This window comes from Methanosphaera sp. ISO3-F5 (assembly GCF_034480035.2).
Lineage (GTDB): Archaea > Methanobacteriota > Methanobacteria > Methanobacteriales > Methanobacteriaceae > Methanosphaera.
Genome location: NZ_CP118753.2, coordinates 2,074,843 through 2,087,490 on the forward strand (window position 1 = coordinate 2,074,843; position 12,648 = coordinate 2,087,490).

Sequence of the window (12,648 nt, forward strand, 5' to 3'; positions counted from 1 at the left end):
ACTACTTCTTTTATTTTATTTTTTATATAATATTGATGAAATATTATTCAGATACTTAGGCAAAACGCCATTAATTAATAATAAATCAATACCAAACAAATCCTTTAATATTTTCTTACTATCCATACCAATAGATGCAAGAGAATACCTTCTAATTTCAGGATGCTTACACGATGAATATAACTCCTTACAATTCTCAGCACAATGATTACATGGCCCAGTAAGACTTTGAGCTTTACTATAATTTTTCTCAGAATCCAATACCTCCGAGGCAACCTTCTTTTTTTCCTTAAAGAAAGTATCATACAAAAAGTCTTTCAATTCATCCTCACTATAATCCTTCTCATAATCCTCAGCCTTGAAAAACAATTGAGTAACATGAATATCAATATAATCATATCCCATGACAAACTCCTTAATATCAATATCAACAGGAGAACATGAATAATTAGTATCATAACGTGGGCATTGTTTACAAAAATTTTGAACATAATCAAAGTTAAAAAACTTCTCATAAAATTCTACTGTAGTTAAAGTCTTCTTATAATGTTTAACAGTATAATCTATATCACTCATATAACTCACCAACTAATCTGAATATTCGGTGGGATCATCTAAACCCGCCTCAACAAAAGCTCTTTTACGTCTTTTACAGGATTCACATTTACCACAATGAAGTTCTTTACCAGTATAACATGAATAACTAAGATCCATAGGAGCATTAAATTCATGACCGGTTTCAACAATTTCCTTCTTAGACATGTCAATCAACGGAGCTTTAATACTTATATCATCAAAGGAACCATACTTAATAGTTTCATTAAAAGCATCCAAGTATTCTTTAGAATTATCAGGAAACGTCACTGCCTCCTCATAATCCCAGCCAACTATGATAATTTCTGCCCCTAAACTTTCAGCATATGCTAATGCAATGCTACAAAATACAGTGTTACGTGCAGGAACCCATACAGACTTTGCCGTTTCTATTGCAACATCATAATTATCAAGGTCATCTTCACTTATCTCTGGAATATCTTCATCACTGGTTAAACTGGAAGTACTAATATTTTCTAGCCATGGTAAGTCTATAACCACATGTTCCATTCCATATTTTTCACAGATCCTCCGTGCATGATTTAATTCTTCATCAAAGCTTTGTTGTCCATAATTAAATGTTATTGCTGTTAAATCATAATCATTAGCATAAATACTTGTTGCAACAGTACAGTCAAGTCCACCGGAAAGTACGCTTATACCCCTAGGTTTACTCATCTTATATCACTTCTATGCTCTTTCTTATAATCCTGTTCAACATAACTTTTCAAGTCCTTAACTGGTATTCCTGTTTTATCTGATAATTTCTTCAAATCATCATACTCGGGACTGCATTTAATGATTTTATCACCTAACTGCCCTATTTTGAAACGAATTTCTTCAAGATTACCATTAACTTCTACTTTATGAATAACATTTTCTCTTATAGCAACACCCCTATGTATATGAGGTAACATTCTCACACCCAGGGTACCAGTTTCCTCCATCAAAACACTAACTAAATGTTCAGCATCACCATTTCTACTTATAACCTTAACAATATGGGCTGGCCTGTTTTTTTTCATAATAGTAGGAGTAATAGTCACATCTCTTGCTCCCTCATCCAATAGTTTATCATATAAATTACCTAGAATTTCACCACTTAATGTGTCAATATTGGTTTCAAGTATTGTGATAGTGTTTTGTTCTGCAAAGTCTTCTGATTTAATTATTCTTAACGCATTCAATACCTTCAAGTCCTTTTTTCCAGAACCATAACCAATAATTTTATTAGTTAGCAGTGGTGTAGAAGTCACATATTCATCAACAATATTTACTAGTATTGCAGATCCTGTTGGTGTTGCTAATTCAGTGTTAACTTCTCCTCCTATTGTTGGAACATTTTCCAGAATATTTATCACTGCCGGTGCCGGGACTGGTAGTATGCCATGTTGTGTATTTACACTGCCATTTCCTGTTGCAACAGGTAATGAGTATATTTTCTCTTCATCAAATCCCAGTAGGTGATATGCATATGATGCACCAATAATATCTGCTACTGCATCTGCACATCCAACTTCATGAAAATGTAATTCTTCTATGCTTTTTTCATGCACTTTACTTTCAGCATCTGCTAATGTACGGAATATCTTCTTGGCCAATGCTATACTTTTATTTACTGTTTCATCCTTCTGGTATTTTTGTTCTGTTATTTCTTCAAGTTTATTTATTATGTCCGGATAGTGACGTGCACTATTGTCTTCTGTTTCTATGCTGGCAAATGTTGTCATAACACCAGATTTACTTTTCTTATTTATATCTACTTTTATTTGCCCAAATTCTTGTGCATAGTCAAGAATGACTTTTTCTATTTTTGTTTTATCTGCTCCTAAATCAATGAATGCTCCGATAAACATGTTTCCGGCTAATCCAGATACTTGTGGGTCAATTACTACAACCATATTATTTACTTCCTAATATTATTATATACTTCTATGTTTTTTGATTCTATTAAGATTTTATAATACTTCTCATTTTTTATTAAAAAATTTTAGGGTCAAATATATTATAATCTATTAATAAAGTATAAGTAGAGAATATAATGGGATAATTTGGGATATTATTCAATTTTACTTAATTTTAGTGAATATTTTTTAATTTTTCTTAATTTTGGACAAAAAAGTATGGAAGTAATATTATGGAAATAAATTTTAAAGGATTGACTGTAACTCCTAATGGTAATGGTATTCTATTTAAAAGTGACACTCCATTTTATATTCTTGCTAATAGAGATAATTTTGATTTTTGTTATATTAAAGAATTTGATAATCATTATGCAAATCAGCCCTACCTGGAACGTATACTGGTGGAAGATCATGGAATTAGTGTTGTCACAACAGTAGAATACTTTGAAAAGAAATATTTCACCAACGTATCAGTATTTCTAGATGCACAATTAGATAATATTACTATGTTAAATGTTTACAGGACAATAACTGAAAGCATTGCCACAGTAGCTTATGAACATGATGCAATAAACAAGGACGAATTATCAAATAAACTAGGTAACTATTATAACATGATATATGTTGTATGTAGAAAAAAATCAGAAAAAATAATATCCTTTGATATCTCATTATTCTATGAAGTTAAAGAATTAGTATCAAAAGCACTGGAACAATCATTTAACTTAACAAAATATTAACAAAACAGGGGAGGAAGAATAAATTATGGAAAAATCTGATAAAACAGTAGTACATCCAAACATAAATGGTATACTGGGAATAATATCATTTTCAACAAGAATACCAGTAAACAGGTATGTTGGAATAGAAGATATGGCAAGCAGTGTAATAATATGGCCATACGTTGGACTATTAATAGGAGTACTCGGAGCATTACTAGCATATATAAGTCATACCCTACTAGGATTATCAACAATGCTCACAGCAGTACTGGTATACATATTTATAATATGGTTCACAGGATTCAATCACGTAGATGGAGTAATGGACATGGGTGACGGACTCATGGTACACGGCGACCCAGAGAAAAGATTAACAGTAATGCGTGACTCAATGGTTGGAACTGGAGGAATAGCAACATTCTTCGTAGTTGCAAGTTTAACACTAGCAGCACTAGCATCAATACCACCAGCAATATTAATACCTTCAGTATTAATAATGGAATTTGCATCAAAATTCAGTATGGTAACCTCAATGGTAATAGGTAAAGATGACACTCGTGGTATTGGAAGATTAATTAAGTCCGGAATAAATTCTAAAATCTTATTTATATTATTAATTATAAATTCAGTTATAGGATATTTCATACTTGGCATACCAGGAGTATGTGCAATAATAGCATCAGTAGCAACAGGATTATACCTGGCACACATGGCCGACAAAACATTTGGTTGTGTAACCGGCGATATAATGGGTGCATCAAACGAAATAGCAAGAGTCACATCATTAATAGTAATATTAATAGTCTTTAACTTTATAGGATGATAATAATGATAACTGTATTAAGATTAGATCATAGATTAGGAAGAGATACAAGGATAACAACACATGTATGTTTAACTGCAAGAGCATTCGGAGCAGATAAAGTTATACTAAGTGGTGAACATGATAAACATATCATAGAATCAGTGGAACGTGTTGTTGAAAATTGGGGTGGAGAATTCCAAGTAGAATATAATGAAAAATATTTGCCAGTTATCAAAGAACATAAACGAAATGGTTATGAGATAATACATTTAACAATGTATGGAAAACATGTAGAAGAAATAATTCCAACAATAAGAGATAATGGTAAGGATAAACTGGTCATAGTTGGTGGTTCAAGAGTACCTACAGAAGTTTATGAACTGGCTGACTGGAATTTAAGTGTGACAAATCAGCCACATTCCGAAGTTGCAGCTTTAGCAATATGTTTACATTACATTATGGATGCAAAGGAATTGGATATTACCTATGATGATGGTAAAATGCAAATTATTCCAAATAATGAACATAAAGAAGTAATTAAAAATAGTTAATTCTCTCCTTTTCTAAATTTTTTTTTTAATAATAAAAACTAGTTTATTTTTTCTCTTTTATTAATAAAAAGAGAAAGATGGTGTTTAAATAATAAATTTTCTATCTTTCTAATTTTCCTTCGATGAATTCATCTACTTTGTCATGAGCAATATCATCAGTGTACTGGATTGGTGGATGTTTCATAGTATATGAAGATATTGAAGTTAAAGCTCCACTTATACCCCTGTTTAATGCTAATTTACAGCATCTGATAGCATCAATTACACATCCTGCACTATTTGGGCTGTCTTCAACACTTAATCTTAGTTCGATGTTCATTGGAACATCTCCAAATGTTCTTCCTTCCATACGTAGGAAGCATAATTTGTTATCTTTTTGCCATGGTACATAGTCACTAGGACCAATATGAATATCATCATCATCTAATCTGTGTGCTAAAACGGATTGTACTGCTTCAGTCTTAGATTCTCTTTTTGAAGCTAATCTGTCATGGTTAAGCATGTTTAAGAAGTCAGTGTTTCCACCAGTATTTAATTGGTATGTTCTGTCTAATCTAACTCCTCTGTCTTTGAATAAGTTTGCAAGTGTTCTGTGAGTAATTGTTGCACCAATTTGTGCTTTAATATCGTCACCAACACATGGTAATCCTGCTTCTTTAAATTTAGCTTCATATTCTGGATCACTTACAATAAATATTGGTACACAATTAATAAATGCAATACCTGCATCTAATGCACAGTCAGCATAGAATTTTCCTGCATTTTCTGAACCTACTGGTAAATAATTTACAAGAATTTCAGCTCCACTTTCTTTTAAAACTTCAACAATTTCTTCTTTACTTTTTTCTGCTTCATCAGAAATTACAAATGTTGAATCTTCTTTATAGTTACTCATATGTGGTGCTACACCATCTAAAACATTACCCATTGTAACTTTTACACCAGTTTTTTCCATGTCTGGGTAGAATATTGTTGTACAGTTAGGTTTTGCATAAATTGCTTCACTGACATCTTTTCCTACTTTTCTTTTGTCAATATCTATTGCTGCTACAACTTCAATATCTGAAGGTTTGTAACCATCTATAGACCAGTGCATTAATCCATCTACGTCTTCTTCGTTTTTGTCAGCGTAGTAGTATAATCCTTGGATTAATGAGCTTGCACAGTTTCCTATTCCAACGACTGCTATTTTAATTTTTTCCATTTTTACACCTGATTGATTTTAAGATATTTAAAAAATATTATTATATTTGAATAACAATTTGTTTTATTTTTTTAATAACCTTACTAATTAATTATCTTTAATTTTTAACTAATAAATTTAATGTATATTATGTATTCATTATATCTCTAAAAATTTTGTAATTTTAGCACTCATATCATCTGCTTGATGTAGTGCTATGGCTTCAACTGTTTTTGGATCTACTGATGAACCCCATCCTAGGTCTACTTTTCCATGATGGCTTAGTATTAGGTGCATTATAGCTATTTTAGTATCGTTTGAAATGTTTAAATTGTTCATTTTTTCTTTTATGATGCATCCGCCAATAAATAAGTGTTCTAGCATTATTCCTTCTTGTTTTATTTCAATTAGTTCGGAGTCGTAGTCGTATGTTTCAATTTTTCCTATATCGTGTAGGATTGCTCCAGTGATTAGTAAGTCTCGGTTGATGTTTTCATATATTGTTGATATTGATTTACATATTTCTATCACTTCATTTGTGTGGACTAATAAGCCTCCTTTGTAGTTGTGATGATGTTTTTTTGCTGCTGGTGCTTGTATAAATTTGTTATATATTTCTTCATCATTAAATACTGCATTCAGTACTTGTTTAAGTTCTTTGTCTTTTATTTCTTTGATTGTGTTGGTTAAGTATTGTATGTGTTCCTCGTGATTTTCTATTTTTCTTATGAAGTCTTCTTCGTCATATTTTTTTGATATGAGTATTCTGTCTATTAGTATGTTGTATTTGTTTGAGTATTGTGGGAATTCTTGTATTTTTCCTACTATGTTGTATACTTTGTTTATTTCCATTTTTTCGTATTGGTTGTAAGATTTCTTATCAAACATTCTTCCTACTATTTGCCCTGTTTTGTCTTGTAGTATTAGTTCTAGGTATGGTTTGTTGGTTTTTGTTCGTTTTATTTCCTTGTGTTTTACAAGAAATTGGCTGGTGATTGGCCTGGTTTGGTTAAATTTTTTAATATAATCTTCTTCTTTTTTTGACAATTTTCTTCCTTCATTATTTTATGATATTATTTTATTTTTTGTTTATTTATACATTTTTTTAGGTTAAGCTGGGTTCTAGTCGTTTTATGAATATTATCATGAAAATAATTATCATTGGGAAGAATATTAGGTAGAGTATTAGTAATAGTTCTGGTTTTATTATTGATCCCATTACTGTGGTTGCTGCAACTAGTAGTATGAATGAGATTACTGGTAGTAGTACTGCTATGAACATGTATAGTAACATGATTGCATTTAGTTTTTCTGAGTATTCCTTGTATTTTAGTCTCATGTTGTATGAGTTTTCATCTGCTAGTGTGTTTAGTGTGTCTGCCAGGTTTCCTCCATTGTTTAGTGTTCTTATTATTTGGCTGATTAGTTTGTCCATGCTTTTAAGTTTTGTTCTTTGGGATAGTTTGTTAAATGAGTCTATATAGTTGTTCCCGTATTGTATTTCTTTTAATGTTATTCTGAATTCTTCTGATAGTGCTCCATAGTTGCTTTCTGTGATTGTTTTCATGGTGTCGTATAAGCCTATTCCTGCTTTTAGTTGTGTTGACATTTGTCTTAGTGCGTATGGTAATTTTTGTGTTATTTCTTTTCTTCTTTTTTCTTCTTTTATTTTTGGCAGATTTTTTTTAAATAGGATTATTATTATGATTAGTATTAGTATTTCTAGTATTATTTGACTGTTTCTTGATATGATTAGTAGTGTTATTGTGAATAGTGTTGGTGTCACATATTTTGGGTTTATTTTTCTTTTTGTTTCATTTTCTTGGTTTTGTTTTATTATTTCTTTTAATGTTTCTGTTTTGATGTTTGTTGTATTATTTTTTTGATAATTTTCTTTTTTTCCAAAGATTCTCCTACTAATTATAATAGTAATTGAACCTATTTTAATAAACACTTCTCTTAACATAACTATTTTTAATCAATCATAAATTCAAGTATATTCTTACTTGTAGTAATTGTTAATAATTTTCTTATCCTGATGTATGTCACCCAAATTATTATCACAATTTTTTAGTAAATATTTTTCACGTTCCTTGATTTCATCCATAACCTCCTTATAAGACAAACCCTTCATAGAAGCAATCTCATTCAAAGCATTAGAAGATATTGCAACATACTTAATTTTATCACTACTATAATCATATTCAAATATCTTATTAAGCTGAACGGTTTCATTTTCACTTCCAACAACCTCTGCTACTTCAGTAATACGTCTAACAGGACCTTTTTCTGGATGAAACAATCTATTCTGCATAATAATAAAATCCAATGAATTAAGCATAATCTGAGGAACATTCATCGGAGGATTAACCAAACGAGTCAATGTTTCCTGTGTGGAATTAGCATGCAAGGTTCCCATACCTGAATGACCAGTATTAAGTGCAGTAAAAAGTGTAACAGCTTCACTTGATCTAACTTCTCCCACAATAATCCTATCCGGTCTTTGCCTTAAAGTATTCTTCAATAATGCATTCATATTAATCTCGCCTTTGTTCTCAATATTGGGAGGACGAGTCTCAGTTCTAATAATATGCTCATGTGGAATCTGTAACTCAAGGGTATCTTCTATTGTAATGATCCTTTCATTACTTGGAATAAAAGATGAAACAGTATTTAAAGTAGTTGTCTTACCTGAACCAGTACCACCCGCAATAATAATATTTGATGGACGCACATTTAATCCATCAACAGCAACCCAAAAAAATGCTGCAAGTTCAGCACTAAGGGTATTGTTTTTTATCAAATCAAATATTGTAAGAGGATCCTTCTTGAACTTTCTAATAGTTAAAGTTGGTCCATCGGCACTTACAGGTGGGATGGTGGCATTTACTCTGCTTCCATCAGGTAATCTTGCATCAAGTATGGGCGTCTGTTTATCAATCTTTCTTTGAATAAAGTTTGCAATTTTGTTTATTGTTTGTCTAATCTCATTTTCTGTTAGTGTGATGTCGGTTATCATCATACCATGTGTTCTATGGTATGTGTATACAGGTTTATTGTTGCCTATTATCATAATTTCTTCAAGATTATCATCCTTTAACAGTACATCAATTTTTCCATAACCCTTCAAATCATTATTTAATTTATTAATTAGTTTTTCAGTTTCAAATGGTTTTTCTTTTATTAATTGACTTATTTCTTCAGATTCTAAATTTATGGAGTTATTATTTATTTGCAGTTCAATTATTTCTTCTTTTAATTTTTCATAATTTTCTTTTTCTCTTTGGGATAGTTGTTCTTTTTCTGTTGTATTGTATATTGGTAAGTTTTTTTCTAATTTCATAATAATATTAACATACATATGTATTACATTAATAATATAAAAGTATTACTAATGATATAAAAAACACAATCAACACAACAAATCAAATAAATAACAATTAAACGCATATATAATTCTATGAAATGCAACTGCAAAACAAACTGTATAAAAACAAAACAAAACATACTAGAAAACATAGACAAACTATACAAAGCATGCCCACAATGCCACACAAAAACCCTAAAAAAAGCAATACCACTAAAAAGACAAATTAAACTAGAAAAAATAGACAAAAACTATAAAAAATGCAAACAATGTGGAAAAAGACACATAGACATAGTAATGGCACATACACTAAAAATATTAATAGAAAACAACCAAATGCCCGAAACAAGCTCCATAAGAAAAACAGGAACACCCCTAATCACACCAGCAACATACCTCGAACACCTACCCTACCTATCAAAAGAAACACTAGTACTCATCACAACAAACTGTGACAAAACAACAGCCAAAAAAATCAAAACAGAAGTACCAGAAATAAAAGCAATCATCAAAGGAAACACACAAACAACAGCAGGAAAACTAGATGAAAACACAAAAACCAACAACTACGACTTACTAACAGGATGCGACATACGATGTGACATACAAAACACAGACAAAGGACCAATAATACTATACAAACAACAAAGCAAACAACACATAGAATATCCAAAACAAGAATCACCAAAAATAGAACAACTAAGAAAAATCCTGGAAAAATATGAAAACCCAACAGTACTGGATGCAATGAGTGGACCAGGAACACTAGGAATATACGCACTACAAAAAAATGCAGCACACGTAACATTCAACGACATAAATCCCGAATCAATAGAATCACTAAAAACAAACCTGGAAATAAATCAAATACCAAAAGAAAAATATCAAATATACAATGAAAACATACTGGAACTTACAAAAAAACTAGAAAAACAATACAACTTAGGAATCATAGACACCTTCCCTGGCATAGACACAAAGAAATACACCGAAGCACTAGAAAAAATATGTGATGAAGTAATCATCATATAATTCCAAGATAAGTAAGTATTGATGGAACAATCAAAACACCCATTAAATTACTTTTACTTAAATCCAACACATTACAAACCAAACCCAATGAAATACTAGTCACATAACATAAAATAACATACCACAAACAACCATTATTACAAATGGTGAAAAATACCAGAATGGATGAAATCAAAATAATAATAAAAAGGTTAAACTTCTTATAATCAATCTTTAACACATGATCAATCATCCAATCCCCTACTTTTATAGACAACATACAACATACCGAAACAGTAATCAAGCATACAAATATGAAAAATATTATATGAATCAATTCTACTTCACTAAGAATATTACTAACATACACACTAATAGCACTACGAGGATTATTAATTAAATAAATAGCTATCAGAGAAAACAGAGTGTCAGAAATATTAACGCCACTATTAGTAATAATAAACTCTTCTGGACTAACATTCTTATTCAATGTAAGACTCTGAGCAATCAGAGTTCCCTGCGCAGGTCCGAGACCTGGAAGTAAACCTAAAACACAACCAGAAATACTGCCCGCAAATACAGACCTCTTGAACTTATCATCCACTAAAAAGCTATTTTCTTCTTTCTGTGGTGGGATATGTGAATCATTATTAACAGTATATATTAAATTACTAACACTAAAAAGTCCTGATAATATGCTTAACAGTGCAAGGTTACTTCCAACATTGCTCTGTAAAACAAAAAAACCTAAAATTCCAGCTACTAAAAGGTACTATCTAATAATCATGGGGATGAATTTTTCTTGTTTTCTTAAAATTTTTGATAGAATAAATTAGTTTTATTTTTTGTTGATTAAATGAGTGTTGTTATTTAATTAAAAGTAGTTATGTTCTTATATGTTTGTTTAAATTGGTGATTATTTGTTTTATTTTTTGTACTGTGTTATATGTACTGTTTTAGTTAATATCTGATATTTATCAACTTGTTTATTTGTATGGATTTTGTTCTGTTTTGTATTTCTAATTTTAAGTTTGTATAAGTCTATAAATAGTGGTAAGAGTAATATATATTATTATGAAGTCGAATAAAACTCTTACCAATAATATATTAGATTTAACTTGTCTTAAAGATATCGTTTCTGGTGATATTGATGAAATTATTTTTCCTGATTGTTTATCTCCTGATTTTTTATTAATCTTTAAAATGATGGGTTTACTTGATTTTAAGGTTACTTATGTTCTTACTGATGAAGTATGTGGTGATTGTGGTTGTAAATTACATTCTAAGGGTTATCATACTCGTAAACCTAATGGCATTCCTGTTAGTGTTAAGGATTATTCCTGTCCAGAATGTGGTAATCGTATTGTAACTAATTTTAATGAATTTATTGATAATTATTCTGTTTATACTTCTACTGTTAAAGAGTGGGGTGTTAAATTATCCGAGATTGGTGAAGAATCATATGAAAAGAAGTCTGAATTGTTTGAAGCACTTTTTGATATACATTTACCAAAATCTACGGTTTTTTATCATGAAAATAATACTGCAGATTCATACCTTGAAGAAAAAGAAAAACAGGTAGAACAACAAGTAGAAAAAGAAAATCTTAAAGATAGTGGCAAATATCACTATGATGAGCAATTTCCATCACAAAATGGAGAATATATGTCACGGTTAATGATTATTGATGCAAATACCCAATATCCTTATGAAGATTTTCTGGAATATGCAACACTATTTGACACGGAAATTATTGAAAAATATTTCCACCAAATACTGGACGACATACCACATGAAATAATGATAACCGACGGATATTCAGCTTATCCTCCTATAATAGAAGAATTTAACATGATACAACAAAGATGCGTCTTTCACATGATGTACAACGTAGGAATGGAAGTATATCCAGTTATCCGAAGAATCACACGTAAAAACAATGGAAAATACCATAAATTAGAAGAAATCAACGAAAAAATACATAAAAAACTAGAAAAATACAAACCACACATGGGACCAATAACAGATAAAAAACAGAAAAAACTACACAATGACATCAAAACACTAGAAAAAGAAATCAAAAACATAAAAAAACAAATAAAACACAACAAAAAACAGATCAAAGAACTAAACAACTACCTTGAAAGAATATCCAACATATTCAAAGCAGAAAACATAAAACTAGCAAAAGGACGCCTATCACACTTAACCAACAATATACAGTTTTTACCAGATTCAGTAGCAACTAGCATCAAAAGAATTAAAAATAACTTCAACGAACTAACACAATACCTAAACAACGAAGCAATACCAAAAACCAACAACATAATAGAATTATACTTCAAAACAACACTTCCACGTCAACTAAAAAGAAGATACAGAACAATACGAGGACTAAAGAGAAGACTTAAAAGTGCAAGAATACGATGGATCCACAGAAACGTACTACAAAACAAAAAACCCATCAACAACTTCTTCAAAATCAATCCCAAAAAACCAACATTCCCATAG

General features: G+C 30.5%; 13 protein-coding genes. 5 read left to right on the forward strand and 8 right to left on the reverse strand.

Going from position 1 to position 12,648, the window contains the following annotated elements:
- Positions 1 to 15: 15 nt before the first annotated feature.
- The 3 genes from PXD04_RS20790 to larC are packed head-to-tail and all read right to left on the reverse strand — an operon-like array spanning position 16 to position 2,495.
- Positions 16 to 576: a DUF2284 domain-containing protein gene (locus tag PXD04_RS20790; RefSeq protein WP_323736720.1), complete on the reverse strand. Its 561-nt coding sequence runs from the start codon at positions 574 to 576 to the stop codon at positions 16 to 18.
- Between the two features lie 12 nt (positions 577 to 588).
- A complete protein-coding gene (gene queC, locus PXD04_RS20795; protein WP_323736721.1) occupies positions 589 to 1,272 on the reverse strand; it encodes a 7-cyano-7-deazaguanine synthase QueC in 684 nt (227 codons plus the stop codon).
- Positions 1,269 to 2,495, reverse strand: coding sequence for a nickel pincer cofactor biosynthesis protein LarC (gene larC, locus PXD04_RS20800; RefSeq protein ID WP_323736722.1), 1,227 nt, complete (start codon positions 2,493 to 2,495; stop codon positions 1,269 to 1,271). The genes queC and larC overlap by 4 nt, the downstream gene beginning before the upstream one ends.
- Positions 2,496 to 2,731: 236 nt before the next feature.
- On the opposite strand from larC, the gene PXD04_RS20805 reads away from it, so the two are divergent.
- The 3 genes from PXD04_RS20805 to PXD04_RS20815 are packed head-to-tail and all read left to right on the forward strand — an operon-like array spanning position 2,732 to position 4,576.
- On the forward strand, positions 2,732 to 3,238 hold the full coding sequence (locus tag PXD04_RS20805; RefSeq protein ID WP_323736723.1) for a hypothetical protein: 507 nt from the start codon (positions 2,732 to 2,734) through the stop codon (positions 3,236 to 3,238).
- A 25-nt stretch (positions 3,239 to 3,263) separates the two neighbouring features.
- Positions 3,264 to 4,043 carry an adenosylcobinamide-GDP ribazoletransferase gene (gene cobS, locus PXD04_RS20810; RefSeq protein WP_323736724.1) on the forward strand — a complete coding sequence of 260 codons (780 nt, stop codon included), beginning with the start codon at positions 3,264 to 3,266 and terminating at the stop codon, positions 4,041 to 4,043.
- A gap of 5 nt (positions 4,044 to 4,048) precedes the next feature.
- Positions 4,049 to 4,576: a tRNA (cytidine(56)-2'-O)-methyltransferase gene (locus tag PXD04_RS20815; RefSeq protein WP_323736725.1), complete on the forward strand. Its 528-nt coding sequence runs from the start codon at positions 4,049 to 4,051 to the stop codon at positions 4,574 to 4,576.
- Positions 4,577 to 4,676: 100 nt separating this feature from the next.
- On the opposite strand, the gene PXD04_RS20820 is transcribed toward PXD04_RS20815, so the two are convergent.
- The 4 genes from PXD04_RS20820 to PXD04_RS20835 form a co-directional block, all read right to left on the reverse strand.
- The gene (locus tag PXD04_RS20820; protein ID WP_323736726.1) at positions 4,677 to 5,780 is read right to left on the reverse strand and encodes an inositol-3-phosphate synthase; all 1,104 of its coding nucleotides are present in this window, start codon (positions 5,778 to 5,780) and stop codon (positions 4,677 to 4,679) included.
- Between the two features lie 138 nt (positions 5,781 to 5,918).
- Positions 5,919 to 6,806 (reverse strand): 3'-5' exoribonuclease YhaM family protein, encoded by an 888-nt coding sequence (locus PXD04_RS20825; RefSeq protein ID WP_323736727.1) that lies wholly within the window; start codon positions 6,804 to 6,806, stop codon positions 5,919 to 5,921.
- 58 nt (positions 6,807 to 6,864) lie between these two features.
- Positions 6,865 to 7,725 carry a type II secretion system F family protein gene (locus PXD04_RS20830; protein WP_323736728.1) on the reverse strand — a complete coding sequence of 287 codons (861 nt, stop codon included), beginning with the start codon at positions 7,723 to 7,725 and terminating at the stop codon, positions 6,865 to 6,867.
- Positions 7,726 to 7,761: 36 nt separating this feature from the next.
- Entirely contained in the window at positions 7,762 to 9,102 is a 1,341-nt protein-coding gene (locus tag PXD04_RS20835) for a CpaF family protein (protein WP_323736729.1), read from the reverse strand.
- Positions 9,103 to 9,219: 117 nt separating this feature from the next.
- On the opposite strand from PXD04_RS20835, the gene PXD04_RS20840 reads away from it, so the two are divergent.
- Positions 9,220 to 10,158: an RsmD family RNA methyltransferase gene (locus tag PXD04_RS20840; protein ID WP_323736730.1), complete on the forward strand. Its 939-nt coding sequence runs from the start codon at positions 9,220 to 9,222 to the stop codon at positions 10,156 to 10,158.
- Here the strand turns inward: PXD04_RS20840 and PXD04_RS20845 are convergent.
- Complete coding sequence (locus PXD04_RS20845; protein ID WP_323737493.1) at positions 10,151 to 10,891, reverse strand: tripartite tricarboxylate transporter permease; 741 nt, start codon at positions 10,889 to 10,891, stop codon at positions 10,151 to 10,153. The two genes, PXD04_RS20840 and PXD04_RS20845, sit on opposite strands and share 8 nt — an antisense overlap.
- Positions 10,892 to 11,211: 320 nt before the next feature.
- Here PXD04_RS20845 and PXD04_RS20850 point away from each other — a divergent pair, with 320 nt between their 5' ends.
- A complete protein-coding gene (locus PXD04_RS20850; RefSeq protein WP_323735625.1) occupies positions 11,212 to 12,648 on the forward strand; it encodes a hypothetical protein in 1,437 nt (478 codons plus the stop codon).

What these genes read in the sequence shown, in the direction of transcription:
- PXD04_RS20805 (WP_323736723.1), top strand. Translation starts at nt 2,732, where the DNA reads ATGGAAATAAATTTTAAAGGATTGACTGTAACTCCTAATGGTAATGGT.
- PXD04_RS20815 (WP_323736725.1), top strand. Translation starts at nt 4,049, where the DNA reads ATGATAACTGTATTAAGATTAGATCATAGATTAGGAAGAGATACAAGG.
- cobS (WP_323736724.1), top strand. Translation starts at nt 3,264, where the DNA reads ATGGAAAAATCTGATAAAACAGTAGTACATCCAAACATAAATGGTATA.
- PXD04_RS20790 (WP_323736720.1), bottom strand. Translation starts at nt 576, where the DNA reads ATGAGTGATATAGATTATACTGTTAAACATTATAAGAAGACTTTAACT.
- PXD04_RS20840 (WP_323736730.1), top strand. Translation starts at nt 9,220, where the DNA reads ATGAAATGCAACTGCAAAACAAACTGTATAAAAACAAAACAAAACATA.
- PXD04_RS20830 (WP_323736728.1), bottom strand. Translation starts at nt 7,725, where the DNA reads ATGTTAAGAGAAGTGTTTATTAAAATAGGTTCAATTACTATTATAATT.
- queC (WP_323736721.1), bottom strand. Translation starts at nt 1,272, where the DNA reads ATGAGTAAACCTAGGGGTATAAGCGTACTTTCCGGTGGACTTGACTGT.
- PXD04_RS20835 (WP_323736729.1), bottom strand. Translation starts at nt 9,102, where the DNA reads ATGAAATTAGAAAAAAACTTACCAATATACAATACAACAGAAAAAGAA.
- PXD04_RS20850 (WP_323735625.1), top strand. Translation starts at nt 11,212, where the DNA reads ATGAAGTCGAATAAAACTCTTACCAATAATATATTAGATTTAACTTGT.
- larC (WP_323736722.1), bottom strand. Translation starts at nt 2,495, where the DNA reads ATGGTTGTAGTAATTGACCCACAAGTATCTGGATTAGCCGGAAACATG.
- PXD04_RS20820 (WP_323736726.1), bottom strand. Translation starts at nt 5,780, where the DNA reads ATGGAAAAAATTAAAATAGCAGTCGTTGGAATAGGAAACTGTGCAAGC.